Raw genomic sequence first — 26,532 nt, 5'->3', positions numbered from 1 at the left:
GACTTTTCACCCCTTCAATACCCTGCGATATCCGAGGACAACCCCTTATCCAAAACAGGCTTGGTGGATATGGCTTTAAGTGAGCCCACCAAATTCCAGAGGAGGAGTTTAAGGCATTTTGCCGTAACCCTAGGGTTAACCAACATACCCGGCAAACACACAGCTGCGTTTTTCAGGAGGTGAGGTAGGCTCCCCTTCATTCCATCATTATTTAAAGATGTATCGATAAAGCCGAGGTAGTAGGCGTCGAGGCTTTTTCTGCGCGTGTAGTGAATGCAAGCAGCCTCGGGAGCGACGACCCACTTGTATCCTCTTTTCTCTATGTAGCTTCGAATATAGCGGTCCTCATACACGTGAAGGTATGGAGGAATCCGTATCCCAGCCACGGCTTCCCTTCGAATGAGGGTGTCGCCTGTAAAGATACCCTTCACCACGGGAAGGCCTAGGTTGAAAGGTTGAGTGTTCTTCCAGATGCGGCTCACCGACCTGTTGAATATTTGAACCTCATCGCAAAGCGGCAAGTCCACTCCCTGCACAGCACCGATGCTGGGGATGGACATGTAAGGTGAAACCCTCGCGAACCAGTTGGGGGAAAGGATGACATCGCTGTCAAGAAACATGAACCAGTCGGTTTCCACAGACTCTATCCCTTTCTGCCTAGCCGTAGCTCTAGTGCCACCGTCGTCGTTGAGTATCAAGGTGCGAGAATATCTCCTAACAATAGAAAGGGTGCCATCCTCGGAGCCTCCGTCCACCACGATAAGCTTGTTTACGGGTACGTTGGCGTAGAGGCTGTTGAGGCATTCTCTCAGATGGGGACTTCCGTTTTTCACCACCATTACAACGTCGACGCTCATCTGAGAACACCTCTCAGCCTTCCCTCGCAGTTTTTCCAGTAGCTTTAAGTTAGAACTTCTAAATAAACTTACCTTAATAATTAGTCTTTCTAATTTTAGACAACCTTTTAACAAAATTATCTAATAAAATTTATATATATGCGAAACCTAGTAACTGAAGTTTGGGAACGATGAGTCAAGATACAGAAATAGACGACCTTGACAAAAAAATCATCCGAATGCTCCAAGAAGACTCCAGAAAGCCTTTCGTAGAAATAGCCAAAGAGCTGGGTGTTTCCGACCCCACCGTCCACGCGAGGGTTAAGAAACTTCAGGAAACTGGCGTCATCGAAAAATTCACCACCGTGTTGGCGCCCACCCGGGTGGAGAAAGCTGTAGCTGCCTTCATCGAGATCAACGTGAAACCCAACACCATCGAAGAGGTGGTTAAAAGTCTTGAAAGCATGGATGAAGTACTGGAGATCCATGAAACTCACGGGGAATACGACATCATCGCCAAAGTACGGGTGAAAACCAACGAAGACTTGAGAAACATCGTAGTGGGGAAAATACGCTCTTCCCCCAACATCACAGACACAAAAGTCATAACCGTTCTTAAAACCCGCAAAGAAGCCCAGCTCAAACTTCCCGGGGAGAAGTAAGAGATGACAGCAAAAGCTTCACCGTAGAATGGCCGTTTCTATTCCGTCTGTTTCTATTATGCTAGGATTTGGTGCATAAAAACTAAAAGGGCAGAGCATCGCCTAAAATTTATTTTAAGGCAACCAGCCGGGGAGTTGTTGGCGCGGTTATGTTCAAGGTTTCAAGAGAAGCGGCGAAGGCTGGGAATCTGAGGGAGTTTAAAACCTTAGACCTTGTTAAAAGACTCGGTGTGATAACTGCCAACAGGGTTCATTTGAAAAATTACCCGGTAGAGAACCCTACAACTATTTTTAACCCTTCCCTAAGCGTTGAAAACGAAACCATCAGGATCTACCTCCGCATCGTGCTGGGCTATTTCACCTACACCAGCGCTGTGGCTATGCTGGAAGCCGGTTTATCAGACATATACGAAGGATATCTAAGCGTCAGCCATTACCCTGTGGAGCTCATCCTCTGCCCCGACAGCGAATACGACTTTTGGGGAATCGAAGACCCCCGCGTCTACCGCATAGACGATAAGTTGATGATGACCTACTGCGGGAGGACGGTGAACTACTTCAACCCGGCAATCAGAGTTGAAAGAACCCTTCCAATTACAGCTGTTTCAAAGGATCTAAAAAATTGGAGAAAAAACTACGTTTTCCGGCTGACTAAAGAAATAAGAAAACAAGTCGTCAGCGACAAAGACGCCTTTCTGCTTAAGACTAAGAAAAGAGAACTCTTCCTATTCCACAGGCCGCATCTCACCGATGAAAACTTCTACTTAGCGGTGAGCAAGGTGCCAATAGATATTTTGGAAAAGACCGACAGCGGGCTGTCAGAAGTGGTGGTTACAGAAACCACGGTGCTCATGAACCCAGCGAGCTTTGAGGCGAAACTCGGCTGGGCGACACCTCCTGTGGAGGTTGGAGGCGGAGAATACCTGCTACTAGTCCATGGGGTGGACAGACGCTTTGAAGGCTACCGGGTTTTCGCCGTCCTACTGAGCTGCGAGGAAGAGGTTAGGTTGACGGCGGTTACTCCCCACTATATCATGGAGCCTAAGATGAGCTATGAACTCTACGGAGAAAGGCCCTACACGGTTTTCCCCTGCGGCATTCAAAAGGCAGCCAATAGGCTGCTGGTCACCTACGGCGCTGCGGACTCGGCGGTGGGTGTTGGAGAAATAGAGATAGATAAGCTGCTTCCCATACTTGACAGGCATAGGCTTAAGGAATAGGCGTCCGGCTAAGCTTCTCGTTCGAAGAGAAAAGCAGTGGACAAGTTCAGGTTATCTTCCAGAATTTTTTGGAGTGAACGTCGCCGAAGACTATTTTTTCCCCTTTCAGATGCTCTGCCAAGGGCATGACTTTTTTAACGTCTTCTTCAGAAAGGAGCTTGTTCACAAAAACTATGGAGCGGGCTTGGGACGGGGTCATCTGCAGATAATGCTTCAACACCTTCGCCACGGTGGAAGCGGTGATCTTATCCCCGTGGTTTATGCCTGTCAGCTTGGCGACGATTTCAGGTCGGTGAGCAGCCTCAGCGGTCAGTTTTTTCCCCAAAACCTCTACGCTTACCATGGGTATGTAGAGGGTTGTATCCGGAGGTATCACCGGCTCATAGCTTGCGGGGGCTTTGAAGGGTTTGCCTCTTGCTCCGTCAGCCTCCACGATGATGCAGTGTGGTTTGAGGGCTGACAGCCATTCCCCTATCTTTTGAGGGTTAACTCCCTCAGCTTTGTCACGTAGGTTTTCCCTAAAAACTCGTGTTACGCAGGTTGCGTGATGATGTCTTTCGAAAACGTTGGAGGGAAGGTTTCCTTCAACATCTACGATGAAGCGCTCAGTTTCTCCGTTGGCAGGTACCCAGATTTTTGTGGTGGTGGTTGTGATGACTTTTTTACCTTGAGAAGCCAGTTCTTGGGCTAATGTGAACATGAAGGTCGTCTTCCCTCCCGCCCCCACCAATGTAACTATTTCCCCGCTGCGAAGGTTGAATGCTTCTGAAATGTTTCGGTGTAACTTGTCCAATTTTACCCCTTTTCACTTTTTGGAAAGATTTCACTGCAAGCTTTAAGGTGGATTTAGGGGATTTCAGTTTCCACGTCGGAGGAAGGGAAGAGTTCTATTTCCGTTTTGCAGTTAAGCTGTTCTTAAACATGGTTTCAACTGCCGGTATTATTTCTTTCACTGCCTCTCTAAAAGCGTCTATGTTGACGTTTTTGATGGGGGGATAAATCACTGGTTTTGGAGGCTCTCTGTTTGCTGGAGAAACTTTATGCCTTGCTAGGTCGTTTCTGATGGCTTTCTTTGTTTCCTCGTCGCAAATGCTGCTGTAGTATACGGCGGCGAGGGAGGCTAGAAGCATTTCCGCCACATGTTTGTCGCCTTTCTCCTTGTGGAAGTGGGGGTTTCTCGTTTCTATTTGGTAGATGTCAATGCCTTTCTCCACTACCTCCTTATAGGCGGTGGGTTTTATCCCGCCAAACTGCTCGAAAATGAACATCAATTCGTAAGGCTCCACGGCGAAGCCTGAGGCGAAAGGGAGGATGGAAGCCAAAGGCATGCTGAGGGCATGCTCCCCGGCGTTGGCGGTTTTTATCACCTCGGTCTCGAAATGGGTGTGCGCTGAAATGATGGAGTTCACATGCTGGTTTGTGAGCTCTGAGACTCTCCCCCATTTTTTAAAATAGACATCCGTTCCCAGAATCTTCGGTTTGAACAGCCACGCGTTCCTCACCATGACGAAGGGGGATTCAGGTATGGTAAAGCCGGCGGCGAAGTTTTCCACGTACTCATGGACAGCTCCCGGCATGTAGTTGTCAGCGTCCACAAAGCCCACGTAGTCCTTCCCAGCCAGCTTAGCCAAGAGGATGCCGAGGATCATGCCTTCAGCTTTTCCGTCTTTGACCAAGCCGTCTTCGCCTAGGATGCTTCTGTATCCGGCTTTTTTCAAAGCTTCAGCGATAACTCTGTCCTTCTGATGGATGATGACGGCTGGGCGCTTGGTAAACTTGCAGAAGTGCTCTAACGCATCCCTCTCCATCCTGTAGCGATCCACAGGCTCCCGCTGGCTGTTGGAGACGACGATGATGAGGCAGTTGTGGGGAATCCCGCTGAGAACTCCTTCAAACAGTTTGAGTTCCTCCCCCTTTATCGGAATAACAATGGCCATTCTCTTCTCTATCTGCGCTATGGCCTGTCTAGATATCTTTCGAACAGCCGGCTCTAGGAGGGCCTCTTCTTCGTCTCCACTGTCCAACTCCAAAACTCTTTGGGTTCCGTGGATTCGGACGGAGCCGAATCTTTCAGTATACCTTGGCGTCTCTATCAGCATTGGAACTCCCTAGTTCCTTTAGGTCGAATGGAACAGGAGGGTATTTAGAGTCTTTGCTTTTGAGCATATAAACATATTCATCCAAGCCAGCCGGCTGGAGAAAAGATGGAAGACGGTTAAAAACTTATGTAGATCCGCCTCTGTTTCCATTTTATGGACGCCCGATTGTGGTTTATGGAAACAAGGCCTCATTTTCTCCTCCTGTCCGTGGTCTTGGTTTTCCTCGGAACCTCTGTAGCCGTCTACCACGGTTTTTTTAATCCTCTCCATTTCCTCATGGCCCTAGCTGGGTTACTACTGGTGCACGCAAGCGTTAACGTCCTGAACGATTATTGGGACTATAAGACGGGGATAGATTTGATGGCTGAGAGGACTCCCTTCAGCGGAGGAAGCGGCCTCCTCCCAGCGGGGCTTCTCAGACCTGTCTCCGTCTACCGGTTTGGCGTCGGCTGCCTACTTTTAGCGGTTCCCATAGCAGCCTACTTCGTAGCCGTTAAAGGTGTGCTGCTGGTTCCCATCCTGGTTTTGGGAGCTCTCTTCGTCTACTTCTACACAACCCATTTCGCCCGCTGGCTGGTGGGAGAACTAAGCGCAGGGTTAGGGCTGGGAGCCCTACCTGTCCTAGGAGCCTACTTCGTCCAAACCGGCTTCTATAGTTGGGATGCGGCGGTGGCCTCTGTTCCCGCCTTGATACTCACCCACAACCTCCTGTTTCTCAACGAGTTCCCCGACGTGGAACCTGATAGGGCAGGAAGGAGAAGAAACCTAGTGCTCTCCTTGGGCAAGCGGAAGGCAGGGCGGCTCTATGTGGCGCTGAGTCTCGGCATGTACCTGTGGATAATAGGAAGTACGGCCGCCGGGTTCATGCCCATCCCAGCCTTGCTGGGGCTGCTGACGTTTCCTTGGGGGATGAAAGCCGTCCGAGAAGCTTGGAAAGGCCTCCTAGAGAAAGAAAAGGTGGTCCCCGCTTTAGCAGCGAACGTGCTGGTGGTGTTGGGAACACAGGCCTTGCTGGGAGTTGGATATCTAGTCGCGTTCTTCCTTTGACAGCTACAACGCTTCAGGTCTTCAGGACGCAAGGTTAAAAGCTGGGCGGGGAGAGATTCTGACAGGTGAGGAGGGCTGAGTGAAGATAGATGGACTCGGGAAACCAGAAGGCTTTTGAAGCTGATGGACGAGCTTAAGGCCTCCGGTGAATTGGATCGCCTTGAACTGGTAAGAAGCCTTTACTTTTCTCTTCAAGTGATGCAGCGAAGCCTTGCAGGATGGTTGCAGTGGGTTTCAAACCCGGAGATCATGGCTAAATTCTCCCTCGAAGAGTTGAAAGAAATGAACGAGAAAATTCGAACCCAGGCCAAAACCTTTTTGGAATACGATGTGGAGATAACCGAAAAGGGATCCGAATTCCTTAAACCCCGGGAAAGGCCGAAAACAACTCGGCTGGAAATTTGAACACGTCTGTATCGCAAAATTTTTAAAGAAGAAGACTCAAAAATCTAACGGCGAGGTTAGAAATAATGGCAAAAAAGAAAAGCGGGAAGAAAGGGAAAAAAGGAAAGAAAAAATAAGCAAGAGCCTTGATCTAGAAAGATAAATTTTCCCACCGATTTTTTATATCCAAAAATTTAGTAATGCGTTAAAATGTTTTTGAACAAAAGTTTACGGCTTGATGAATTAAACTAAATAAATTTGCATTTTATGATTTTCTTTTCTTCTTTTTCTTAAGCCCCGCGTCTAAAACTTTCTGAACTTTCTCTCCAAATTCAAGATCCCGCCTAGGAGGTCGAACTCCAAGTTCATGGCTGAGGGTGCTTACAATGCGCTCTTCCAGTATGCGTGCTCCTATGCCGAAAATCTGCCTCAGCTTCTCCGTGAAAGTGTTCAAATTAACCATTTTTTCATCTATATCTAAATGGTAAAAAATAGCCTTAGCGCCGCTGTTTCCCAGAAGGTCTGAGAGGGCTCGATGAATGCATTGCATGAGAATTTCACTGCTTGCATCATCATAATTTTTAAACGTCATCATGTTAGCCCTCTTAGGATAAGGACAAGTAACTGGAAAGATAGCTCCCCGTGAAATTGACTCTTTATGAGTCTTGGGAGGATTTATGCTTTATTAAATTTATTAAAACATTGGAAGAAGCATTCTCAGCGAATTAAGAAAGTTGGAAGCCGGTTTTCCGACTTTTTAGAAAGAACATCGCCTTTATCCCTGCAAGGCTGCTTCTTACGTAGCCTAGCGATTAAAAATGAATGGTGATCAATAAAACCTATAACTCCAGTTGCAGAACAGATTTTAACCGAGGCCTTATGTGTTCCAGCATCTTCATGGAGACTGTCGGAGATGCTCTAGGAGAGAGGGAAATCCTTGGCTTCAAGGAGTTTGGTGGGGGCGAAACTGGCTTTGAAGCTCTTGAAGAAGGGCGCTGAGGCTAATCTTTACTTGGGGGAGTTCATGGGTTCCCCGGCTGTCTTCAAGCGGAGGATAAGAAAACCCTATAGGGTCAAGGAGTTGGACTGGAAGATCAGAGAATCTAGGACTGTTCATGAAGCCAAGCTTCTCCACGAAGCCAAGGTTGCAGGAGTGCCTACTCCCCTCGTCTATTTTGTCGACCATCAAAGGACGGAGCTTGTTCTGCAGTATGTGGAAGGATTGAGGTTAAAGGATTTCCTGGAAAGAAACATGGGCGCGGAGGAGGTTGAGAGAAAATGCTTCCAGTTGGGAATCTATATAGGCCGTCTTCACAGTCATGGCCTCATCCACGGCGACCTTACTACCTCCAATATCATTCTTCCCCCAGAAGGCCGTTTGGTTTTCGTAGACTTCGGGCTGGGTTTTCATTCAGAGAGCGTGGAAGACCGAGGGGTTGATCTCCACCTCCTCAAACAAGTTTTTGAAAGCCATCACCTGAGATGGGCTAAGAAATGCGTCGAAGCTGTTTTCGAAGGCTACAGGAACACGGTGGGGGAAGCTGAAGCTCAAAAAGTTTGGAGGAAGATGAAGGAAATCGAAGCTAGAGGGCGATATGTCCCTCCAGAAGCCCGGCTTCAAGCCTAGCCTTAAACTCGACCCTCCCCCCTCAGAGGAGCGCTAACTCTCGTGTTACCTTGTCTACTAGGCTTACAGGAGCAGGGCCTATTCCTAGGCAGGTCACAGTGCCTGGCGGAACCTCCGTGAGCCCTCGGTCCTCCACCAGCGCCCAAGGTAAACCCAGCTGGGCTGCCTTTTCCTTCAACCGGTAGAGTTCCTCCAAGGAGTCAACCTTCAGAATGACTTTCCTCTGCCCTTCTTTCATCCAAGCCTTCCACCATTCGCCATGATGTTTCTTGGCTTCCTCCGACGCGGAGACCGCTGCGTGGGCTGCTTGACCGCAGAGCTTTCCCTTGGATATTTTAAGGTCTGCTCGGATAACGATGTTCTGAGTGTAGCTGAACTCCCTTGGCTGCTCGCTCACAGCTGACCCTCCAAGACGGTGGTATCTTCTCAGCCTATCTTGGGTTTTTAGTCTTTCCTTCGCGTTAAGGCAACTATATATAGGGGGTCGGTTCTTTTCCTCCTTCATTCCATGTTCGTCAGAGTGATGGAGAGCCGTGAACGGTCATGAGCGAACTGAAAGTTCCCACCTGCATCTGGTGCGGTAAGACCATCATTCCCACTGAATATTTCGTCAAATTTCCATGTCCCAACTGCGGGGGAGTAACCATCACCCGCTGTGAAAGATGCAGAAAATTCGGCAGACCCTACAAATGCCCTAAATGCGGCTTCGTAGGACCATAGGAGGGTGAAAGGTTCCCATGAGCAAGGTTGTGGCTTCTTTTAAAATTTTTCCAGCCGACGCTGATGTGAACCTAGCCGATTTAAAGGAGGCTATCAAGAGTAATCTCCCCAAAGAAGCCTACGTTCACAGATTTGAGGAGGAGCCCATTGCCTTCGGCCTCGTTTCCCTCATAGCCCACGTCGTCTTCCCAGAAGACGAAGCCGGCGAAATGGAAAAAGTGGAGGAGGCCGTGAAAAAGACAGAGGGCGTGGGGGAGGCTGAAGTTTTCTTGGTGAGGCGAATCTAATTTATCTACAACCGTCAAACCGGTTGAGTTTTTCCCTAAACTCCACCAGATCCCGCACCACGTATTCTCCCCGGTTTCTGCCGCTTCTGTCCAAGTGGTAGGCTATGGCGCCGGCTTTTCTAGGTGGGTGAAAATCAGAGTCCAAACGGTCCCCCACATGCACCGCTTGCTGAGGAGTCACTCCTGTCAGGCTGTAGATTCTGGAGTAGAGCTCTGCATGGTGTTTTGTCTGAGCAAAATCGGAAGTCGTTGAAAACACTTGGTCGAAATAGTCTTCTAGCTCCTTTATCTGAAAGCGTAGAAATTCCCTAGAGGAATTAGATATAATTATGAGCCTGTATCCGTCTCCGCGGAGACCTTCCAAAACCTCTTTCACCTCCGGATAATAGGCCAAGCGGTGAAAGGAGTCTTCCAAGATGGATTGGAAGTTTTCTAGATTGAAACGCTTAAACCAGTAAGCAATATCATACCATTCCGGCTTATCCATTCCCACTTTTTCATATTCTTTGGTGATGAACGCTTTGGCTTCTTGAAAACTGATACCGCGGTTTCGAGCGTAGAGACGAGGTATCGCTTCCAGCCAAACGTAGTCGCTGAAGCTCGGTGTCACTATTGTACCTTCCACGTCGAAGGAAACAACCCTAGCCTTAACCATCTTTCACCAAACCTAAGCTATGATGCAGGCTTTCCGTAAACGATCTCTCTCAGCTGAGAAGTATTTATGAATTAGGATGAATAAATGAGACAGGGAGCTGTTCTGGTGAGTATTCGTTGGCAAGGCGAGCTTTGATAAGTGTCTCAAACAAGACTGGGCTGAAAATGCTTTTGGAAACCTTGGCCAAACATGGTTTCGAAATAATCTCCTCAGGCGGAACCGCGAGGAAAATCAGGGAACTCGGCTATGAAGCCGCAGAAATCTCCACGTATACAGGCTATCCTGAGAGCCCCGATGGCTTGCTGAAAACGCTGCACCCTAAAATCCACGGCGGCCTGTTGCTGGACCCGAGTCGATCACAACACCGCGAATACATGGCCGCACAAGGAATTCAACCTATCGATCTGCTTGTTGTAAACCTATATCCCTTTGAAAAAACTGCAGCTGAAAAGACAGCGCTTTTCCGGGAGGTGGTGGAAAACATCGACATCGGTGGACCTGCGATGATAAGGGCTGCGGCCAAAGCTTCTCTTTTACACGGTACGGTTACTGTTGTTGTTGAACCTGAACAGTACGGGGAGATTGCGGAGGAGATGGAAAAAACAGGCGGCAGCATTAGCCTTGAAACCAAAAGAAAAATGGCTGTGAAAGCCTTTGTAAAAACAGCCCACTATGAGGTTGCGATAAAAAACTATCTGGAAAGGTGGTTGACATGTCAAAGTTGAGGGATATATATCACACGGCTTTGCCTGAGAAGCTTCCTCAGCAGTTCAGAATTTTCCTAGGCGACAAGGAGTTGGTTTACGAAAAACGCCAAAGCCTCCGATACGGAGTTAACCCTCATCAGCAGGCAGCTCTCTACAGTCCCGCTGGGAAAAAGGCGGTTATGGGAAACCTGAAAGAACTGAAAACAGGAAAACAAGGCCTCAGCCAGACTAATGTAGAAGATATGGACAGGGCTTTAAACATACTGAAATACTTTGACGCTCCCGCCTGCGCTGTCATGAAGCATTTGAACCCCACCGGGGTGGCGGTGGCCAGGAAAAACGACACCTTGCGAGAAGTTTACCTCCGAGCGAGAGACAGCGACAGCCAAGCAGCCTTCGGCAGCATCGTAGGCTTCAACTGTCCGGTTGACGGGGATACTGCGGGAGAAATTGTAAGCACTTTTGTTGAAGGAGTAGTTGCCCCTAGATATGAACAGGGAGCTGTGGAGAAGTTTGGAGAAAAAAGGAACATGAGGGTAGTTCAAATTGCGAACCTAGACTGCTTGCCGAAGTTTGCAGGTGGAGAAACAGGCTATCTGTGTCTTTCCGTTTTAGGCGACGGGTCGATTGTAGTTTCAGATCCCTACACCACAAAAATAAGGAGAAAAGACGACTTACAACCTGTAACAAGGAGAACGCCTACTGAACGGGAGTTTGAGGACATGCTTTTCGCTTGGTATGTTTGCGCCAATGTGAGGTCAAACGGCATCGTCCTCGCTAAAGACGGATGTACAGTCTCGGTGGGAGCCGGCCAGCAAGATAGGGTTACCGCCGTCAAGATAGCCGTCGATAAGGCTTTAAAATGGCATGCGGAAAGTCTCAGAGGGTCTGTTCTCGCCTCTGACGGTTTTCTCCCCTTCAGGGACTCCATAGACCTCATTGCCAAGTACGATGTTTCAGCCGTCATACAGCCGGGGGGTTCGGTTAGGGATCAAGAGGTGGTTGATGCATGCGATCAATATGGCATCGCCATGGTCTTCACGGGGGAGAGGTGTTTCGCGCACTTCTGATGGGGAAGAAGGCGGAAAAGCTGGCAATAGAAAGGGTTTAGCCCATGTTTTCATAAAAGTTTATAGTATAGGTGGTTAATTGAATCACTCAGCAGTTGAAATATGCCTATAAGCTCCGATAAATGGAGGCTGGTGAAGGAGGAAAATGCCGGCTGAGGTTCAGTTGAAGGTTGCGGAAGCTAAGCAAAGGGATGTAGGAAGGGGTAAAGCTCGGATAAGCCAGAAAACCATGGACCAGCTTAATGTCATGGCAGGGGACATCTTGGAAATCCGCGGTAAGAAAACCACCGCCGCCATAGCTTGGCCGGCTTACCCTGAAGATCAAGGCTTGGACATCATCCGCATCGACGGTCTCATCCGAAGGAATGCCAGCGTGTCCCTCAACGATTACCTAACCGTCAGGAAAGCCCATGTTCAAAACGCTCACACCGTAACCTTAGCTCCGGTGGACGTGAGAATTGAGTTTGACTCTGACTTTACCAACTTCGTCAGGTCGAGGCTGCTGGAGATGCCTCTGGTGGAGGGGGACATAGTCCTTCTCTCGGTTTTCGGGAACGCCATGCCCTTCACCGTGGTTAGAACACGGCCCAGCGGCATCGTCAGGGTTTCAGCCTCCTCCAACTTCCAAGTCCTCAGCGAACCCAGCCCTGAGAAGAAAGGAATCCCCAGAGTGACCTACGAAGACATCGGAGGCCTTCACGAAGAAGTCCAAAGGATCAGGGAGATGGTAGAGCTGCCCCTCAGACATCCGGAGCTTTTCCAGAGACTGGGCATCGACCCGCCTAAAGGGGTTCTTCTCCACGGGCCTCCGGGTTGCGGTAAGACGCTGCTGGCCAAGGCTGTGGCCAACGAAGCCCACGCCTACTTTATCAACATCAACGGCCCGGAGATCATGAGCAAGTTTTACGGGGAGTCTGAGGCTAGGCTGAGGGAAATCTTCCAGAAAGCCCAGGAGAACGTGCCCTCCATCATTTTCATCGACGAAATCGACGCCATCGCCCCCAAACGGGAGGAGGTAGTAGGCGAAGTGGAAAAAAGAGTTGTAGCCCAGTTGCTCGCCCTCCTCGACGGCCTCCAAGCTCGGGGTAACGTCATCGTCATCGGTGCCACCAACGTTCCCAACATCGTAGACCCTGCTCTTCGGAGACCCGGCCGGTTTGACAGGGAGATCGAAATAGGTGTTCCCGACAAGGATGGGCGGTATGAGATCCTTCTCATCCACACGAGGGGAATGCCTCTAGCCCAAGATGTGGACCTTAAGAAGCTGGCCGATATGAGTCACGGCTACACGGGAGCGGACATCGCTGCGCTTTGCCGGGAAGCCGCCATGAAAGCTCTCCGCCGCTACCTGCCGGATATCAACGTGGAAGAGGAGCACATTCCGCCTCATATTCTTCAATCCATGGAAATCAAGATGGACGATTTCCTCGCTGCCTACCGGGAGATCACTCCTACGGCAATGAGAGAGGTCTACGTGGAGATTCCCAACATCCGCTGGGAGGACATAGGGGGCTTAGAGAAGGTTAAAGCAGAGTTGAGGGAGGCCGTGGAGTGGCCTATTAAATATCCGCAAGCTTTCGAAAAAATCGGAATCAAGCCTACCAAAGGTATCCTTCTCCACGGGCCTCCGGGTTGCGGTAAGACGCTGCTGGCCAAGGCTGTGGCCACGGAGAGTGAAGCTAACTTCATTTCCATCAAGGGGCCTGAAATCTTCAGCAAGTGGGTTGGAGAGTCTGAGAAGGCCATTCGGGAAGTTTTCCGGAAGGCAAAGATGGCCTCTCCGGCTGTAGTCTTCTTCGACGAATTCGACGCCATCGTTCCGCGAAGGGGTATGGGCTACGCTGATCAAGGGGTCTCCGAGCGGGTGATAAGCCAGCTGTTGACGGAGATGGACGGAGTAGCCGGTTTAGAAAACATCATCGTGCTGGCTGCCTCCAACAGACCTGACATCCTAGACCCCGCTGTCCTCAGACCCGGCCGGTTTGACAGGCTCATCTACGTCCCCGCCCCCGACGAGAAAGCTAGGCTTCAAATCTTCCGTATCTACACCGCTAAGATGCCTTTAAGCAAACAAGTAAGCCTAGAGGAACTGGCCTCCATGGCCAAAGGCTACAGCGGAGCTGACATCGAAGCTGTATGCCGGGAAGCCGGCTTGAACGCCCTCAGGAAAAACCTCGCCACTAAGGAGGTTAAGATGGAAGACTTCCGGGAAGCCTTCAACAAGGTAGGGCCCAGCATCACTCCTGAAATGGAGAAATTCTACGAAAGCTTCGCTGCAACCTTCAAGAAAGTCGAAAAGCCTCTGACGCCTTCCCCAATAACTTAAACCAGCAGCTTCACCACCCTTCAAATTTAACCCTCATCTTCAGAGATGTCTCAGATGAGCAAGATTTGGCGGTCCCTCCCTCTCCACGCGCGGGTGATCGAAAGCCTAAAGGTCTCCGGTCCCTGCACCGATGAGGAGCTCTTAAGAAACCTGAGAAAAGACGGAGACGACACCCTTTCAGCTTCCACACTTAACAAGGCGCTCTTTCAGCTGGAAATACGGGGCCTCATCCACGTTTCCACAGCTCCCAGAGGCAGGAAAAAAATCGAACTACGAAAAACGTAGCTAAAGCGGGCAACTTAGGGGAGGAAAACTTGGGAGTAGACTTGAAGGACCTAGTTCCCCGCAAAGTCCTCAGCCTCGAGGAGTTGAGCGGAAAAAGTGTGGCTGTGGACGCTTACAATGCCCTATACCAGTTTCTGTCCATCATCCGCCAATCCACAGGTGAGCTTTTAACGGACCGACGGGGCCATGTGACCAGTCACCTCAGCGGAATCTTGTATCGAAGCTCGAACTTGGCGGAGAAAGGGCTGAAGTTGGTTTATGTCTTCGATGGGACACCCCCTTCTTTGAAGAGTAGGGAAATCCAGCGGCGGGCTTTGGTGAAGGTTCAGGCTGAAGAAAAATATGAGGAAGCCTTGAAAAAAGGGGAGCTGGAGGAGGCGCGGATTTACGCTCAGATGACTTCCCAGCTTAAGGACTACATGGTGGAGGACGCTAAGGCTCTTCTCACCCTCATGGGAGTGCCGTGGGTTCAAGCTCCCTCGGAGGGAGAAGCTCAAGCTGCCTACCTCGCCCTGAAAGGCCATGTGTGGGCGACCGCAAGCCAAGACTACGACTCTCTGCTTTTCGGGGCTCCTAGGCTGGTCCGTAACTTAGCTATCACAGGCCGCAGAAAACTTCCTCGGAAGAAAACTTACGTGGAGGTAAATCCGGAGGTTATCGAATTAGGCCAGCTGCTGGCCGAGCTTGGGATTACACGCCGGCAGCTGGTGGACATAGGAATTTTAATCGGCACCGACTTCAACCCTGAAGGCGTGAAGGGCATCGGCCCTAAGACAGCCTTAAAGCTGATAAAGGAATACGGGGAACTGGGGAGAGCGGTCTCCTACTTCCAAGAAAGAAACCTCGCTCTACCGGAGAATTGGGAGGAGATCGCCGCCATATTTCTCCAACCCGAAGTTACCGACGACTTTAAAATCGAATGGAAGCCCCCCGACGTGGAAGGAGCGGTCAGATTTCTCTGCGGGGAAAGAGACTTCTCCGAAGAAAGAGTCAGAACTGCCCTAGGAAAACTGGAAGCAGGCTTCACGGAACTCAAAGGAAAGAAAACCTTAGACACATGGTTTTCATAGTTTAAAGGTACCGTGAAAGATGGGGCAGATCATCTTTCCCCAAAATTTGCCTAGCAGCGTAGATCAGAGCATTGGCGTAGAGAACGGTGAACTCGGATATATCTTCAGCCGGAAGGCTCAGCTCCAAGTCTTTTCTCCTATAAAAAGCCTGAAGCACATCCTCAAACTCGGGAGCGTAACGTTTGAGGACATAATAAACCTCCAGTTTCGGCAGAGGGCTGACGACTATAACCCACTCCGCAGCCTCCTCCAGGAGCTCCGTAAGCCTCCCTCCCACAGCCTCCGCTAACTTGCCTGCCTCCTCCCGGCTGATGCGAGCGAGAATTTTAGCTCTTTCCTTTAGGGCGCGGTCCAGAAATTTTTTGTGAGCCCAACCGCCTTCGAAAGCTTCAATACCCACCAACTTGTCTTCAGACATCTCCAACCGCCTCTTTGAGCTTTAGCTTTTCCATCCGTACTCACCCCTCAAAGGAACGAAGGCCACACCCATCAGGTCGGAAGATTCAACCTGTCCATCCTGCCTTTTCTTCACCGTTCGGAGGGTTTGAGATATATAGGCGCCGCCCACTGGGATCACAAGAATGCCTCCTGGTTTAAGTTGCTCCACCAAGGGCGGGGGCACAGAGGGCGCTGAGGCTGTGACGAAGATGCGGTCGAAGGGAGCGTGACTGGGTAATCCGCGGGAGCCATCGCCTTGGATAACCGTTACAACCTTAGCGTAGGAAGTTTTCTCCAAGTTTTCCGACGCAAACCTAACCAGTTCAGGAAGGATCTCCACGGTGTAGACGTGGCCTTTGTTTTCAGCTTCCTCCGGGGCTATAATCTCAGCTACTACGGCAGCGTGGTATCCGCTTCCCGCTCCCACCTCTAAAACTCTGTGGCCCGCCTCCAATTCCAGAAGTTCACTCATCATGGCCACCATGTGGGGGGCTGATATGGTCTGGCCTGATAGGATGGGCAGGGGTGTATCATCGTAGGCTCTGTCTTTCATGCTTTCCAAAACGAACATCTCTCTCGGAACCTTGAGCATAGCTCTGATAACCTTAGGGCTGCGAAGGGCTCCATAGGCTTGGAGTGCTTCTACCAGCCGTCTTCTTTCCTCTTCAGGCTTCAACTTCACCATGATGCACCAGCGGGTCTGAGCGGGATTTCCTAATAGAGTTTTAGGACTAGGACGTATTTGAGTTTGCGTGAAACGGCTGAGTAGACCTTTTTTTAAGGGAAGATAAAGGATAGCTAGGTTAAGCTTCTCTTTCTGATCAGAAACTTATTTAAGCTTAGGGTGGACTACTTTATGAAGGTTATACCTTTGGCAGAGTATTCCAGTTTTCTCCTGTTTCTACCATTACTTCTATGCTGCGTTATGATGATGCTGATGCAGTCTCGAGGAGCCGCTCAGAGAGGGCCTCAAATAACCGACGTGTGGTTTACTCCTTATACTTTGCAAGAAGCCTACGATGCCATCGTCAAGAAAACAAGGGAATGGGAAATCCAAGGAGCGCAGCCCAGCACTCGCAGTTTCTTCTTAGGAGGAAAGGCCTCGCCGAAATTCGAAGTCTTGGAATCCATTCCCCCAAGACTTTATAAGGTTAGAGTGGGCGGTCAAGGGGAGGCTACCTTCGAGCTAACGGAAGTGAAAGGGGGCGGCGCCTCGGTAAAGACCACCTACAGCTCCGGCGTTGCGGCTCTCATGCGTAATTTCAAGGCAAACTTTCCCATCCAAGTGCCCGCGGTTGGGAAACCGTGTTCCTCCTGCGGTAAACCTATCATGACTGACTATCAGCTGTGCCCCTATTGCGGAAAAAGCCAAACGGAAGCTTGTGGGTGAAGGTTTTGAACTGGGAAAGCTTGTTATCCCACAGACACTGGGTGACCCTAAGGCTGGGAGGCAAGGACATCCATATCTGCGCTCGCTGCTTGGGGGTCTATATGGGCTTTTCCTCTTTAATTGCTGCGACGGCTCTCTATGAAGTTCCACTATTCCACGGCCTCTCTTTTCCTTATCAAGTCTTCTTCTGCATCTTACTTCTTTTCCCAGCTGCTTTCGACTGGTTAACCCAAACTTGGGGTTTCAGGAAAGGAACCAACCGATGGAGAGTTTCCACAGGCTTCTTAGAAGGTGTGGCAGTGGCATTGCTTTCCTTGACCGCTGTCTCTCTGGCTTTGAAAGTGGCCGTAGTCCTCTTTGTTGGTTTTTCCATAGTTTACATCGGCTTTTTAGGAAGGCGGTTGAAGCCTAGGTTACACCGGTGACTTTACATTTGCAACACGAAACGCTTATTTTTCAGCGGTCTCTTTCTTCATAGTGGAGGAAATTTTTATGGTAGAAAAAACCAAGGTTACCGTGGCTCCTTCTACATGTGTTGACCATGACCGGGAAAGATACTACGTGGAAGTGGAATTCCCTGGGGTTGAGAAGAAAGATATTGAATTGGAGCTTGGAGAACAAACTTTCTGCGTCAGAGCTGTCAGAGAGGACCTAGAATATTCCGGATGCTACTATCTCGCTCATCCCGTAGATGTGGATAAAGCTGAAGCCACCTATGAAAGTGGGCTTCTCAAGATTACAGTGCCGTTGAAGCAGCCTCTTCGCGGAAGAAAAATCCCCGTAAAGTAACAAAACCCTCCATTTTTTTGAGGTCCAGTCTCCTTAGACCAGAGTCTGTAAAGTTTTAAAGACCGCCGACGCTTAGTCTAGGGGGATACTCTTTGAGCGACTACGCCATAGATGTAGGGGACATCCTCGGGGAATTCCGCCTTCTGGTGGCTGTGTCGGGGATTCTCTTCGGATTTCTCCTCAACGTAGCCGTTTTCAAAGGGGGAGAAGAAGCCTCAGTGCAGGTGTTTTTAACCATCTTAGCCCTCTCCTTTGCCGCCATCTCTGTCCTGATTTTCCTCCTACCTCCCGTCTACCATCACTCCCGCAGTTTCCCCATCACCCAAGAGGAGAAGAGGAAGCTTTATTTCAGAAGCCACCAGTTTGCTCTCTACGGTATGTTAACCCTTATCTTAACCATCTACTTCTCCCTAGTCTTAGCCTTTTACTCCCTAGCATCTTGGCAGTCTTTCATCCTAGCCGCGGTTATCCTCGGTGTTCCAGCCTCTCTTTTCAGGCTGAGGCGGAGGCTTTAACCTTCCTCTCCCCTCCGGCCCACCAGCCTCGCATCTTCGATTCTAATCCATGGCGCCACCAAGAGGGCCAGCTGTCTGAGGTTGCTCGCCAACCCTGAAATATTTCTGAGAAGTTCATAAATGGTTCCAGTCAGCATCACTCCCTTCAACGGTCGGCCTACTTGGCCTTCTTCAATCTTCCACGCAGGTGCAGCCACCACCGAGAACTCTCCGCTCTCAGGATTGCTGCTGTGGGCGCCTTGAACATAGGGAATGAAAACTCCCTTCTTCACCTCGGACAAAAGCCTCTCAGGCGAAATGGTGGACGGGGTGACGGTGAAGTTTGTGGCCTCGATGATGGGAGTCCAAGCGTAGGGGGCCGGATGGCTCCGCCAGGCGTTACCCGTGCTCTCCACACCCTCCTTGCCAGCCGTGTAGCTGTCGTAGAGGTAGCCTTTCAACACGCCCTTTTCTATGAGAGTCGTCCTCTGGCTTGGGTGACCTTCGTCGTCGAAACTCCAAGTGTGAAGGCCCCCTTCCCGGAGGCCGTCGTCGTGAATGGTTAGAAGCTCCGAGGCGATGTTCACTCCGATTTTCCCTTTCAGCTTGGATTTACCCCGCTGAACGTTGTCAGCCTTAAGGGAGGGGATAAGACTGTGGTAAAAAATCCCCAGCAAGGCAGACTGGCCGAGGACCACGGTGTAGCTGCCGGTTTCAAGGTCTTCCGCTCCGAGGGCGGAAACAGCCAACCTCGCTGCCTCTTCTCCCACCTTTTCCGGGTTGATTCGAAGAGAACAGTGAGCGTCGAATTCGAAGCATAGGGGAGTAGTTTCCCCCACCTCTTTGGCTATGGCCCCCAGAAAGCATTCAGTCCGGGTTCCTCTGTCGCAGGCATGAACCCCCAACGAGTTTACCACCGCCTTCTCCACCAGGGAGACGCCTACCGATCCCTCGACAGCCAAGACTCTGCCGTCAAAGCTTTGAGCCGTCCTCAACATTTTAGAAGCCAGGTTCACTGCTTCTTCCGCGGGGAGGCCGGCTACTTCCTCGTCATAGGTGCCCTTCGCTTTTGGAAGTTTTCGGGAAGCCGGGAACCCTTTCCATGCCTCATCAGGTTTTCCTGCCCTCGCCGCTCTCAGGGCCGCTAAGGCGGCTTTTTCCACCTCCTCGTCGGTCAGCTTGTTGGTGTAGGCGAAACCCCAAGCTTTACCTATTACCGCCCTCACACCTAGGCCTTCATCCACCATACTGGAGCTCCTAGCGATCTGACCTCGCTCTATTTCCACCACGAAACACCGACCCTTAGCCAGAAAGGCTTCCGTTTCCTGAGCCCCTGAGGCTAGAGCTCTGCGAACAGCTTTCTCCCCGTAGGCTAGAAGGTTCACGGCTTATCCTCTCCCTCCCAGCTGAGCCTCCCCTACTCTGATGGAAGGGCCTCCGTCGCAGATGAAGGCAGTCTGGCCTTTTCCACACCGTCCCGGCCAGAGTTGGAAATCCTTCCCTACAGCTTCTATCTTCAGGAGTGTCTGAAGAGTGTGCCCGCTCATGGAAAGATTTCTCACCGGCTCGCAGACTTCTCCCCTGATAACCTTGTAGCCTTCCTGAATGCCCACCTGAAAAGTGCCGTCTAAGTTGGCTTGTCCTCCTCTGAGGGTTTTCAGATAGTAGCCGAAACGAATGGGCTCTAGAAGCTCTTCTAAGCTCTGATCTCCTGGAGCCAAATAGGTGTTTCTCATACGGATTATTGGTGTAAACCTGAAACTTTCCGCTCTAGCGTTTCCAGTAGGCTGAACACCCAGCCGGCCTGCTGTTTCCCGGGAATGCATCAGCCCCACTACCACGCCTTTCTCCACCAACGGGGTTCGCTGAGCTGGAACACCTTCGTCGTCGTAGCGGAAGCTACCGAAGGCTCCAGGCAGCGTTCCATCGTCGAAGATGCTCGTTGCCTCCGAGGCTATTCTCTTTCCCATTTTGTCTAATGTCACCGAGCCGGCTAACGCTAGGTCTGCTTCCGCTAGGTGGCCGAAGGCTTCGTGGATGAAGACCCCTACCACGTTGGAGCCTAAGACAGCCGGGTAGACTCCGCCTTTGGGCAGTTCCGCCTTCAACTGCTCCCTGATCCGCCGGGAGACCCTGCTGCTCACTTTTTCTAGGACCTGTCTTTCAAAGGTTTCAAAACCCTTGGTGGAACCCACCTCCTCACTGGCGGAGGCGAATACCTCCCCCTCAGACGCCGTGGCGTAAACTCTCAGCCAAACGTGGAGGCTGTCCTGTTGGATGCGGGCTCCTTCACTGGAAAAATAGTAGTTCACGCCCACCACGTCGAGGTAATTAACAGTGCAGCTTTTCACCTGAGGAACTAGGCTGAAAATGTCCCTGTCGATGCTTAGAGCCAGTTCCGCCTTTTGCTCCAAGGAGACATCGGTGGGGGAAAGTTTAGGCTTCTTAACCACCCTATCCCGCACAGGCTTGACCTCCGCCAACTTCACAGGCTCTTTAATCTCCCGGCTGGAGGTCAGGGCCAACTTGTAGGCTTTCTCCGCCGCTTCCCTTATTGATTCCCGGTCTGTTTTTCTTAGGGATAGGAAACCCCAAGCCCCACGGGCTAGCACTCTTATGCCTAAGCCTTCTTCGAAGCCTTCTCTGATATGCTCCGGTTTTCCGTCTTTAGTGGTTACCGATGTCTTATGGAGTTCTTGGCCTCGGACCTCCACGAAGTCGGCGCCGAGTTTTTCTCCCACGTGAACAGCGTAAAGAAGGATGTCTTCCATGGGCTTAACTCCTACGGAAAGGTATTCGAAAAGCCCTTATTATTAATTGCCTCAGGTTGCGGAAAGTTTTTTTGGTCATCCATGCCGGTTAACCTTGGATGTCTCCTCCGAAAATTCCCGGGCTGAAGGTTAAGAGAATTAGAACAGCTTACTGGCTTCCGGGAACCAACTACTTGGAAGAAATTCTTCGAACCGCGGGGAAGCTGGTTAGAAACGGGGACATTTTAGCTGTTTCAGAGAAAGCTCTCTCCATCGCCCAAGGGAACATTGTCGACGAAAGCAAAGTTGAACCCGGCTTCGCCTCTCAGTTTCTCGTCCGAGTGTGGATGAGGCTTTGCTGGGGATATCTGCTGGGTTTCCTATGCCGGCTGAAGCCTCTGACTATGCTCCGGCTGAGAGACTACCCCCAAGTTGAAGGAGCTAGGCATAAGCAGCTAGTGTTGGAGAAAACCGGCTTGCTTCAAGCTTTAAGATTCAGCTCAGAGGGAGGCGTCGACGCCACCAACCTTCCCTATTCCTACGTCAGCCTTCCTCTCCCCAGACCTGGGGATGTGGCAGAAAAAATTTATGCTGCCTTCCAGCAGAGGCTGAAAAAATCCGTCATCGTTCTCATCGTGGATTCGGATAAAACCTATTCTTTTCGAAGGCTTCACTTATCCCCTTCACCTACTGGTGTGAGTGGCATTCGTTCTGGAGGAGGCTTCCTCTACTACCTTTTTGGAAGGATGTTTAAGCTTAAACCCCGTTCAACTCCTAAAGCCGTGTATCCTCCGGAGGCTTTAACAGTGGAAGAAGCCTTGAACTTGGCCGAAGCCTCCCATCACATCCTCGGCTATGGGGCAGGTAAAACCATGTGGGATGTGGCGGAAAAGTTCAACGTGGCCATGACGGAAGTGACGTGGAAGATGCTCAAAGAAACAGAACATTGCCCCATAGCCATTCTGAGACGGACTAGCTCCGCTGACTGGCGGAGAGGAAACTAGGTTTCATGTTAGGAAAATTTTTTGGGGGATACCGAAAGTCTTTTAACCGTTGAATGTTGAATTCATAAAAATTTAATTTCCCCAAGGCAGACGTGTTTGAAATGCCCTTGGCTTTTGTGCTACTCAATGTGCAGTCTGGAACAGACGAGGAAGTAGCCGAGAAAATCCGAGGTACACCCTCGGTGAAGGAGGTCAGCCGCATCTACGGCATCTACGACCTCATTCTCCGGGTGGAAGTGGAAAACCTAAACGAAATTAAGGCTCTCGTTGAAAGCAAGCTCCGAAGGATGCCTGAGGTCAAGTCCACGTTAACCATGATCGCCGCTGAGAAGTCTCTGAAATCTTAGGATGTTGAAGGGCTTTTTCCCTCCGAGGAGGCCGAGGTTGTTTCCTCTGTAAGAAGCAACTCCAACAATGTTTTCAAATCCACCTCCGCCCTCGTCCTCCAGTCTAAGCGGAGAACCCCATTCTCATCCAACGACAAGTATTTCATCTTGATGAAGCGGTCGAGGCTGAGGTTAACCCTCCATTCGGGAAGCTTCTCCTTCAAAAGCTTCTCCACCTCGCTTTTCGGAGCCTTCCCCTGTCTTGCCAAGATGTAGGCCAAGGAGGCCGCGAGCACCGCTAGGTCATCGATCCTCCATCCTGCCAGCTGGGTTTCCGTAGCCGTAGGCGAGCCTCCCAGCGTGATGTAAAACCTCGCCCTATCCAGTTCCTCATCGGTAAGCCTCTCCGGACGCTCGGTTTCACTGGTTTCCGGGATGACTTTAACCTGAAGGCCCAGTTTCCCTAGTTCGAAGTTGAGAAGCTCCACCACTTTCATGTAATCTTTGCCTAGGGATTTCCTCAGCTCCCAGCCTCGGAGGCCCGGAACACGGTGTCTCTGGAAAAACAGCATTTGAGCTGCTCTTTTCAGCTTCCTGGCGTAGGCCGCGGCGGTTTCTTCCTCAGTCACGATGTCTTTTCCTCCCGCAGTTTTTCCCAGAGAAAACGGTCTAGAGATATGGCCACCGATGAGCCGACGTTTTTCTTAGTGACCGGTTCGGGGTTAGGGATAAGGGTTATGTCCCCCTCTAAGGGTTCCACCTCCAGCCGGGCGTAGCCGTAGGTGAGCAGAAAGCTGGTCAGGTAGGCTCTCACCACCAGCTTTGCGAAGCTTTCATCCGCCACAAACTTCCAGTAGGAGATTTTACCTCCCCCCTCCTTTGCCTTGAGGCGAAGTTCCTCCCAGAAGTTCCTAAGAGTTTGATCAAAGTCTTCCCCTTCCCAAACCATTTTCAGAACCTCATCCATGGAAGTAGAAACCTCCAAGGAAGGGAGGAGAAAATCTTCTCCACGTTCTCCTCGAGGAGGAAGCCCCTTCCAGTAGCAGAAGGCTTCCTTCAACCTTTCTAAGGAAAGCTTTTCCAGCCTAACAAGCGGACGCCATGCTCCTAAGAAGACTCCGGCTAGCTCTTCGGGCTTCAGCTTCGCTATCCGGGCTTCAACGGTCTCAGGGTCCACTCCGTGGAGGGCTGATCGGCGTTTAATCCAGTCCCCTTGAAGCCTAACGACCTTGGAGAGGTTGTTGATGGCTTGGGCGTCTAGGCAGAGCTCTTCGAAGGACTTCCAACTTGCGAGAAGCCGTCGGAGGGAGTTCAGGGCTTCTTTAACCTCAACCTCAAAAGGGTTGATCCCCCTCCGCTCTACCGTTTCACAGAGGGAAATCACCCTGAGGAGGTGTTCTAAGTTATCCTTGGACCTTCGAGCCGGCTTCAGAGCTGTTCACCGTTTTAACTTCAGACCTTCCTGCCACATTCTGAACGATGATGAGGTGAGCTTCTTGGTCAAAGATTGGAAGATGCCAGGGCGTTATAATTATATACTGCGCTTGCTCTTGTTCGCCGACGGTCTGCGCTATCAGCTTCGATACTGTCTCCCTATTTCTAGGGTCCATGTGTATATCAAACTCATCCACCGCCCTAATAGGAGACTTCACGTATCTTTGGAGGGCGAGCAGAAAGGCCATGATGGCTGTTGTCCGTTCTCCTCCGCTCTGGGTGTAGGCGTCTAAGGGGGTAGGAGCTGTGCCGTGGAAGCCTACGTAGAGCTCTAGGCCTGCGGTTTCCACATCCTCTGCGTTGACCAGTTTCACGTTTCCAAGGGCGCCTATGGTGGAGAGGAACTGCCTGTAGGTTTGGTTAAGCTCGGCGAGGAAGTTTTCCAAAACTTTTCTCCAAGCCTTTTTCCGGACATCCACTTCCTCCAGCATCTTAGCCCTGTTTTCCGCTAATACTTCAGATTTCTGCTTCAGCTCTTCGTATACCCGCTGATATTTGCGGTAGATTTTTTCAGTCTCCGGATTAACATCCGCCAAGGAGACCAAGTGGGCTGTTAGAGTTTTGATTTCGTCGCTGATTTCTTGGGGAAGCCGGTGGGTTTCCACCCTAGGCCCGATTTCCCTAGCTTGGGAGGCTAAAGTCTCCAGTTCCTCTTTAAGCCTGTCCTCTTCTCTTCCCAACTGCCGGAGCTGGTCTTCTAATTCCTCCCCCTGATAATTCAGCAAAGCCTCCCTAACCCTTTTCTCCACGTACATTTCCTGAAGACTGTCTAACTCCTGTTCTAGGGAACTCAGACTTTTTTGGAGGAGTGAGATTTTCGAATTCAATTCCTTCATTTTCACCATGGAAGCTCGGGAATGGCTTTGAATTTCCTCAAGCCAACTTTGTATCTCCTCCATCTTTTCCCTAACAGCCCTATAGCCGTCTCCCTCGCTCCTTCCCGATGAGTTTTCCAACCTGTCCAGCATGGCTTGAAGACTTTCCATCCTCTCTGAAAACTCGCCTGAAAGCTTAGTGTAGATCTCGTTTCCAGCCTTTTCCTTTTCGCAGCCTATGAGAGTGAAGAGGCTTTGGTTGCGTTCAAACCGAAGTTTACCGATGTCATGCTGGAGCTCTTTCCCCTCTTTCTTCGTCTTTTCAGCGTTTTCTCGAATTCGGATGAGCCTACGTCTTTTTCTTTCTTCCTCCTCCATCACCGCCTCTAGGGATTTCTCCAACTTAACCACTTGCGCCCAAGCCAGTTCCCGTTCCAACTGGCTTTTCTTCTGAAGTAGCTCCTTCTTTCGGAGGTACCGGTCGTATTGCTCTTTCCAGTAAGCTAGAGTCTGCTCAGCGCTACCTAGGAGGCTGGCGATGGAGGTTTCTTCGCTGAGAAGTCCCATAAGCCTTTGCTGGGCTTCCATGATCCTCTGCCGGTAGGGCTGGAAGCCTACGGCTTCCTCCACCATGAGGAGTTTCTGCTGGGGGGAGACAACGCTGAACTCCTCCACCATGTTCTGGTGCATGATGATGAGCATGTTGTCGGGGTTGATGCCGAAGGAGTCCAACAGCCGAGAAAGTTCTCCTTTGGAAATCCCGCGATAGTCCGCTTCAAACCAGTATTCCCCGTTTTTCCTAAGATAGCGGGAAAGCCTGAAGAGATCGGAGTCGCTGCTGGGAATGGGTCTCCTCCCATCTTTCCCGGGGGAGTTGTCGAAAAGAAGGGTCACTCGGGCGTTTTCCTTTCCCCTCCTTATCAGGTCGCTGAGCCGCTTCGACCGCTCTGTATAGGCTTGGCCCAACGCCACGGAGAGGGCGAGGAGGATGGAAGACTTCCCTGCGCCGTTGGGGCCGCAGACCACGTTGAGGCCAACTTTCAGGGGTATTTTGGCGTACTCGTAGGACATGAAGTTCTCTAAGACGATCTCTTTGACGAACACCTTCCTTCTGGGCTGGGATAGGTCAACCCCTTTTGGAAGGCTTTCCGGAAGCCTTTCGCCCATTTTTACCCCGTCAGTAGCCCTACGCTGAAGATGCTTAGGTTCAGAGATAACCTTAGCAAGCCTAGAAATTAACGTTTCTGGGTAGCTTGGCGAGGCAGAGCCTCGCAAACTCCCCTCGGTGGACAGTTTTCCGCAGCCTTCCCATGATTTCCCTCACAGCCCCCCCGTCCACCTTGAACTTTATCTTCTCATATTTTATGTCTGCAAGTAGTAGATTCTCCGGAGGGGCCGGAGGTATACTCAAACAGCTTTCCTTCTCTTGGAGCATAGGCCCTATATCCTCCAGCCGGATTTCTCCTCTGCCGACTTTCAGAATAAGCCCCGACGCCTTCCTTACCGCCCCCTTCACAAAGCCTTTGGAAGAAAACTCGAACAAAAGTAAACCTCGCCACAGCTTAACCTTAAGCTTTTTCAAGGGTGTAAGCCAGTCTGCACGCTTCCTATGCTCAGCTTGGGAAGAGGTATGCTGCAAGAGAATCCGTGCGGCTTCTCTCATTTTTTCCATGTCCTCTCCTTGGTAGGGAGCCAAATATAGATACTGCCTCTCCACAGCCTCTTTTCTCGGGTTAAACTGAGCAGGAACCTCCGCCCAAGCCCAGGCTCTGATGTCGCAGGGGAGGAAGGCGTTAAGCCTTCGAAGGTTGAGAGGCTGGTCAGCGTGAAAGGCGACGGTTTGATTGAGGGCGTTGACCCCCCGGTCGGTTCGAGAGGCTGCTTGAAAGTGAGCGGAGACCCGGCTGCTTACGAGGCCTGACCTCAGGAGGGCTGAAATGACTTCCCCGCCTACGGTTCTCTTTTCCCTCTGAGGTTGAAAACCGTGGTATCCATCTCCCTCATAGTAAAGTCTGACAGCGTAACGGGGCAAGGGTA

At 50.8% G+C, this 26,532-nt stretch carries 32 protein-coding genes; 18 read left to right on the top strand and 14 right to left on the bottom strand.

Annotated elements, in window-relative coordinates:
• Positions 1 to 14: 14 nt before the first annotated feature.
• Positions 15 to 857 (bottom strand): glycosyltransferase family 2 protein, encoded by an 843-nt coding sequence (locus tag BWM17_RS01630; protein ID WP_309492142.1) that lies wholly within the window; start codon positions 855 to 857, stop codon positions 15 to 17.
• Positions 858 to 1,027: 170 nt separating this feature from the next.
• Here BWM17_RS01630 and BWM17_RS01625 point away from each other — a divergent pair, with 170 nt between their 5' ends.
• Together BWM17_RS01625 and BWM17_RS01620 are read left to right on the top strand one after the other, a co-directional pair.
• On the top strand, positions 1,028 to 1,498 hold the full coding sequence (locus BWM17_RS01625) for an Lrp/AsnC family transcriptional regulator (protein WP_309492377.1): 471 nt from the start codon (positions 1,028 to 1,030) through the stop codon (positions 1,496 to 1,498).
• Positions 1,499 to 1,647: 149 nt separating this feature from the next.
• Entirely contained in the window at positions 1,648 to 2,718 is a 1,071-nt protein-coding gene (locus BWM17_RS01620; RefSeq protein ID WP_309492141.1) for a hypothetical protein, read from the top strand.
• 46 nt (positions 2,719 to 2,764) lie between these two features.
• Here the strand turns inward: BWM17_RS01620 and yqeC are convergent, their stop codons facing one another.
• Both yqeC and mpgS read right to left on the bottom strand, forming a co-directional pair.
• Positions 2,765 to 3,511, bottom strand: coding sequence for a selenium cofactor biosynthesis protein YqeC (yqeC, locus tag BWM17_RS01615; protein ID WP_309492140.1), 747 nt, complete (start codon positions 3,509 to 3,511; stop codon positions 2,765 to 2,767).
• A gap of 94 nt (positions 3,512 to 3,605) precedes the next feature.
• Positions 3,606 to 4,817, bottom strand: coding sequence for a mannosyl-3-phosphoglycerate synthase (gene mpgS, locus BWM17_RS01610; RefSeq protein ID WP_309492138.1), 1,212 nt, complete (start codon positions 4,815 to 4,817; stop codon positions 3,606 to 3,608).
• Positions 4,818 to 4,970: 153 nt separating this feature from the next.
• Here mpgS and BWM17_RS01605 point away from each other — a divergent pair, with 153 nt between their 5' ends.
• Positions 4,971 to 5,864, top strand: coding sequence for a prenyltransferase (locus BWM17_RS01605; RefSeq protein ID WP_309492137.1), 894 nt, complete (start codon positions 4,971 to 4,973; stop codon positions 5,862 to 5,864).
• A gap of 75 nt (positions 5,865 to 5,939) precedes the next feature.
• Positions 5,940 to 6,269: a DUF2153 family protein gene (locus tag BWM17_RS01600; RefSeq protein WP_309492376.1), complete on the top strand. Its 330-nt coding sequence runs from the start codon at positions 5,940 to 5,942 to the stop codon at positions 6,267 to 6,269.
• A 244-nt stretch (positions 6,270 to 6,513) separates the two neighbouring features.
• Here BWM17_RS01600 and BWM17_RS01595 read toward each other — a convergent pair whose 3' ends face one another.
• Positions 6,514 to 6,840: a hypothetical protein gene (locus BWM17_RS01595; protein WP_309492136.1), complete on the bottom strand. Its 327-nt coding sequence runs from the start codon at positions 6,838 to 6,840 to the stop codon at positions 6,514 to 6,516.
• Between the two features lie 345 nt (positions 6,841 to 7,185).
• Between BWM17_RS01595 and BWM17_RS01590 the strand changes: the two genes are divergently transcribed.
• Positions 7,186 to 7,875 (top strand): KEOPS complex kinase/ATPase Bud32, encoded by a 690-nt coding sequence (locus BWM17_RS01590; RefSeq protein WP_309492135.1) that lies wholly within the window; start codon positions 7,186 to 7,188, stop codon positions 7,873 to 7,875.
• A 22-nt stretch (positions 7,876 to 7,897) separates the two neighbouring features.
• On the opposite strand, the gene pth2 is transcribed toward BWM17_RS01590, so the two are convergent.
• The gene (gene pth2 / locus BWM17_RS01585; protein WP_309492134.1) at positions 7,898 to 8,272 is read right to left on the bottom strand and encodes a peptidyl-tRNA hydrolase Pth2; all 375 of its coding nucleotides are present in this window, start codon (positions 8,270 to 8,272) and stop codon (positions 7,898 to 7,900) included.
• Between the two features lie 146 nt (positions 8,273 to 8,418).
• Here pth2 and BWM17_RS01580 point away from each other — a divergent pair, with 146 nt between their 5' ends.
• Both BWM17_RS01580 and BWM17_RS01575 read left to right on the top strand, forming a co-directional pair.
• The gene (locus BWM17_RS01580; protein WP_309492133.1) at positions 8,419 to 8,595 is read left to right on the top strand and encodes a zinc finger domain-containing protein; all 177 of its coding nucleotides are present in this window, start codon (positions 8,419 to 8,421) and stop codon (positions 8,593 to 8,595) included.
• A 17-nt stretch (positions 8,596 to 8,612) separates the two neighbouring features.
• Positions 8,613 to 8,882: an elongation factor 1-beta gene (locus tag BWM17_RS01575; RefSeq protein WP_309492132.1), complete on the top strand. Its 270-nt coding sequence runs from the start codon at positions 8,613 to 8,615 to the stop codon at positions 8,880 to 8,882.
• Position 8,883: 1 nt separating this feature from the next.
• Here BWM17_RS01575 and BWM17_RS01570 read toward each other — a convergent pair whose 3' ends face one another.
• Complete coding sequence (locus BWM17_RS01570; protein ID WP_309492131.1) at positions 8,884 to 9,537, bottom strand: HAD family hydrolase; 654 nt, start codon at positions 9,535 to 9,537, stop codon at positions 8,884 to 8,886.
• 116 nt (positions 9,538 to 9,653) lie between these two features.
• On the opposite strand from BWM17_RS01570, the gene BWM17_RS01565 reads away from it, so the two are divergent.
• From BWM17_RS01565 to fen, 5 genes are all read left to right on the top strand, one after another.
• Positions 9,654 to 10,262, top strand: a complete 609-nt coding sequence (locus BWM17_RS01565) for a hypothetical protein (RefSeq protein WP_309492130.1) — start codon at positions 9,654 to 9,656, stop codon at positions 10,260 to 10,262.
• Positions 10,250 to 11,314, top strand: a complete 1,065-nt coding sequence (locus BWM17_RS01560) for a hypothetical protein (protein ID WP_309492129.1) — start codon at positions 10,250 to 10,252, stop codon at positions 11,312 to 11,314. The genes BWM17_RS01565 and BWM17_RS01560 overlap by 13 nt, the downstream gene beginning before the upstream one ends.
• Before the next feature lie 145 nt (positions 11,315 to 11,459).
• On the top strand, positions 11,460 to 13,640 hold the full coding sequence (locus BWM17_RS01555) for a CDC48 family AAA ATPase (protein WP_309492128.1): 2,181 nt from the start codon (positions 11,460 to 11,462) through the stop codon (positions 13,638 to 13,640).
• A gap of 54 nt (positions 13,641 to 13,694) precedes the next feature.
• Positions 13,695 to 13,925: a hypothetical protein gene (locus tag BWM17_RS01550; RefSeq protein WP_309492127.1), complete on the top strand. Its 231-nt coding sequence runs from the start codon at positions 13,695 to 13,697 to the stop codon at positions 13,923 to 13,925.
• Positions 13,926 to 13,954: 29 nt separating this feature from the next.
• Positions 13,955 to 14,995: a flap endonuclease-1 gene (gene fen / locus BWM17_RS01545; protein WP_309492126.1), complete on the top strand. Its 1,041-nt coding sequence runs from the start codon at positions 13,955 to 13,957 to the stop codon at positions 14,993 to 14,995.
• Between the two features lies 1 nt (position 14,996).
• Here fen and BWM17_RS01540 read toward each other — a convergent pair whose 3' ends face one another.
• Positions 14,997 to 15,413: a hypothetical protein gene (locus tag BWM17_RS01540; RefSeq protein WP_309492125.1), complete on the bottom strand. Its 417-nt coding sequence runs from the start codon at positions 15,411 to 15,413 to the stop codon at positions 14,997 to 14,999.
• A 21-nt stretch (positions 15,414 to 15,434) separates the two neighbouring features.
• Positions 15,435 to 16,118 carry a protein-L-isoaspartate(D-aspartate) O-methyltransferase gene (locus tag BWM17_RS01535; protein ID WP_309492124.1) on the bottom strand — a complete coding sequence of 228 codons (684 nt, stop codon included), beginning with the start codon at positions 16,116 to 16,118 and terminating at the stop codon, positions 15,435 to 15,437.
• 171 nt (positions 16,119 to 16,289) lie between these two features.
• Here BWM17_RS01535 and BWM17_RS01530 point away from each other — a divergent pair, with 171 nt between their 5' ends.
• The 4 genes from BWM17_RS01530 to BWM17_RS01515 all read left to right on the top strand — a co-directional run bounded on the left by BWM17_RS01530 (position 16,290) and on the right by BWM17_RS01515 (position 18,127).
• On the top strand, positions 16,290 to 16,823 hold the full coding sequence (locus BWM17_RS01530) for a hypothetical protein (protein WP_309492123.1): 534 nt from the start codon (positions 16,290 to 16,292) through the stop codon (positions 16,821 to 16,823).
• A complete protein-coding gene (locus tag BWM17_RS01525; RefSeq protein ID WP_309492122.1) occupies positions 16,790 to 17,248 on the top strand; it encodes a DUF2085 domain-containing protein in 459 nt (152 codons plus the stop codon). The genes BWM17_RS01530 and BWM17_RS01525 overlap by 34 nt, the downstream gene beginning before the upstream one ends.
• A gap of 67 nt (positions 17,249 to 17,315) precedes the next feature.
• On the top strand, positions 17,316 to 17,612 hold the full coding sequence (locus BWM17_RS01520; RefSeq protein WP_309492120.1) for an Hsp20/alpha crystallin family protein: 297 nt from the start codon (positions 17,316 to 17,318) through the stop codon (positions 17,610 to 17,612).
• 92 nt (positions 17,613 to 17,704) lie between these two features.
• Positions 17,705 to 18,127 (top strand): DUF6328 family protein, encoded by a 423-nt coding sequence (locus tag BWM17_RS01515; RefSeq protein ID WP_309492119.1) that lies wholly within the window; start codon positions 17,705 to 17,707, stop codon positions 18,125 to 18,127.
• Here the strand turns inward: BWM17_RS01515 and BWM17_RS01510 are convergent.
• Together BWM17_RS01510 and BWM17_RS01505 are read right to left on the bottom strand one after the other, a co-directional pair.
• Positions 18,124 to 19,491: a TldD/PmbA family protein gene (locus tag BWM17_RS01510; protein WP_309492118.1), complete on the bottom strand. Its 1,368-nt coding sequence runs from the start codon at positions 19,489 to 19,491 to the stop codon at positions 18,124 to 18,126. The two genes, BWM17_RS01515 and BWM17_RS01510, sit on opposite strands and share 4 nt — an antisense overlap.
• Before the next feature lie 3 nt (positions 19,492 to 19,494).
• A complete protein-coding gene (locus tag BWM17_RS01505; RefSeq protein ID WP_309492117.1) occupies positions 19,495 to 20,877 on the bottom strand; it encodes a TldD/PmbA family protein in 1,383 nt (460 codons plus the stop codon).
• A gap of 98 nt (positions 20,878 to 20,975) precedes the next feature.
• Between BWM17_RS01505 and BWM17_RS01500 the strand changes: the two genes are divergently transcribed.
• Positions 20,976 to 21,860 (top strand): coenzyme F420-0:L-glutamate ligase, encoded by an 885-nt coding sequence (locus BWM17_RS01500; protein ID WP_309492116.1) that lies wholly within the window; start codon positions 20,976 to 20,978, stop codon positions 21,858 to 21,860.
• Positions 21,861 to 21,961: 101 nt separating this feature from the next.
• Complete coding sequence (locus BWM17_RS01495; protein WP_309492115.1) at positions 21,962 to 22,207, top strand: Lrp/AsnC ligand binding domain-containing protein; 246 nt, start codon at positions 21,962 to 21,964, stop codon at positions 22,205 to 22,207.
• Here BWM17_RS01495 and BWM17_RS01490 read toward each other — a convergent pair.
• The 4 genes from BWM17_RS01490 to BWM17_RS01475 form a co-directional block, all read right to left on the bottom strand.
• Positions 22,204 to 22,815 carry a hypothetical protein gene (locus BWM17_RS01490; RefSeq protein ID WP_309492114.1) on the bottom strand — a complete coding sequence of 204 codons (612 nt, stop codon included), beginning with the start codon at positions 22,813 to 22,815 and terminating at the stop codon, positions 22,204 to 22,206. The genes BWM17_RS01495 and BWM17_RS01490 overlap by 4 nt on opposite strands.
• Positions 22,812 to 23,570: a hypothetical protein gene (locus tag BWM17_RS01485; RefSeq protein WP_309492113.1), complete on the bottom strand. Its 759-nt coding sequence runs from the start codon at positions 23,568 to 23,570 to the stop codon at positions 22,812 to 22,814. The genes BWM17_RS01490 and BWM17_RS01485 overlap by 4 nt, the downstream gene beginning before the upstream one ends.
• A gap of 19 nt (positions 23,571 to 23,589) precedes the next feature.
• Complete coding sequence (locus tag BWM17_RS01480; protein ID WP_309492112.1) at positions 23,590 to 25,662, bottom strand: AAA family ATPase; 2,073 nt, start codon at positions 25,660 to 25,662, stop codon at positions 23,590 to 23,592.
• Between the two features lie 61 nt (positions 25,663 to 25,723).
• Positions 25,724 to 26,527 carry a tRNA pseudouridine synthase A gene (locus tag BWM17_RS01475; protein ID WP_309492111.1) on the bottom strand — a complete coding sequence of 268 codons (804 nt, stop codon included), beginning with the start codon at positions 26,525 to 26,527 and terminating at the stop codon, positions 25,724 to 25,726.
• Between the last annotated feature and the right edge of the window lie 5 nt (positions 26,528 to 26,532).

This window comes from Candidatus Hecatella orcuttiae (genome assembly GCF_002009985.1).
Lineage (GTDB): Archaea > Thermoproteota > Bathyarchaeia > Hecatellales > Hecatellaceae > Hecatella > Hecatella orcuttiae.
This window is presented reverse-complemented; position numbering and strand designations above follow the sequence as displayed.

Coding starts and splice junctions, on each gene's coding strand:
- BWM17_RS01630 (WP_309492142.1), bottom strand. CDS start 857: ATGAGCGTCGACGTTGTAATGGTGGTGAAAAACGGAAGTCCCCATCTG.
- BWM17_RS01625 (WP_309492377.1), top strand. CDS start 1,028: ATGAGTCAAGATACAGAAATAGACGACCTTGACAAAAAAATCATCCGA.
- BWM17_RS01620 (WP_309492141.1), top strand. CDS start 1,648: ATGTTCAAGGTTTCAAGAGAAGCGGCGAAGGCTGGGAATCTGAGGGAG.
- mpgS (WP_309492138.1), bottom strand. CDS start 4,817: ATGCTGATAGAGACGCCAAGGTATACTGAAAGATTCGGCTCCGTCCGA.
- BWM17_RS01605 (WP_309492137.1), top strand. CDS start 4,971: ATGGACGCCCGATTGTGGTTTATGGAAACAAGGCCTCATTTTCTCCTC.
- BWM17_RS01595 (WP_309492136.1), bottom strand. CDS start 6,840: ATGACGTTTAAAAATTATGATGATGCAAGCAGTGAAATTCTCATGCAA.
- BWM17_RS01580 (WP_309492133.1), top strand. CDS start 8,419: ATGAGCGAACTGAAAGTTCCCACCTGCATCTGGTGCGGTAAGACCATC.
- BWM17_RS01575 (WP_309492132.1), top strand. CDS start 8,613: ATGAGCAAGGTTGTGGCTTCTTTTAAAATTTTTCCAGCCGACGCTGAT.
- BWM17_RS01570 (WP_309492131.1), bottom strand. CDS start 9,537: ATGGTTAAGGCTAGGGTTGTTTCCTTCGACGTGGAAGGTACAATAGTG.
- BWM17_RS01560 (WP_309492129.1), top strand. CDS start 10,250: ATGTCAAAGTTGAGGGATATATATCACACGGCTTTGCCTGAGAAGCTT.
- BWM17_RS01555 (WP_309492128.1), top strand. CDS start 11,460: ATGCCGGCTGAGGTTCAGTTGAAGGTTGCGGAAGCTAAGCAAAGGGAT.
- BWM17_RS01550 (WP_309492127.1), top strand. CDS start 13,695: ATGAGCAAGATTTGGCGGTCCCTCCCTCTCCACGCGCGGGTGATCGAA.
- BWM17_RS01540 (WP_309492125.1), bottom strand. CDS start 15,413: ATGTCTGAAGACAAGTTGGTGGGTATTGAAGCTTTCGAAGGCGGTTGG.
- BWM17_RS01535 (WP_309492124.1), bottom strand. CDS start 16,118: ATGGTGAAGTTGAAGCCTGAAGAGGAAAGAAGACGGCTGGTAGAAGCA.
- BWM17_RS01530 (WP_309492123.1), top strand. CDS start 16,290: ATGAAGGTTATACCTTTGGCAGAGTATTCCAGTTTTCTCCTGTTTCTA.
- BWM17_RS01520 (WP_309492120.1), top strand. CDS start 17,316: ATGGTAGAAAAAACCAAGGTTACCGTGGCTCCTTCTACATGTGTTGAC.
- BWM17_RS01505 (WP_309492117.1), bottom strand. CDS start 20,877: ATGGAAGACATCCTTCTTTACGCTGTTCACGTGGGAGAAAAACTCGGC.
- BWM17_RS01500 (WP_309492116.1), top strand. CDS start 20,976: ATGTCTCCTCCGAAAATTCCCGGGCTGAAGGTTAAGAGAATTAGAACA.
- BWM17_RS01495 (WP_309492115.1), top strand. CDS start 21,962: ATGCCCTTGGCTTTTGTGCTACTCAATGTGCAGTCTGGAACAGACGAG.
- BWM17_RS01480 (WP_309492112.1), bottom strand. CDS start 25,662: ATGGGCGAAAGGCTTCCGGAAAGCCTTCCAAAAGGGGTTGACCTATCC.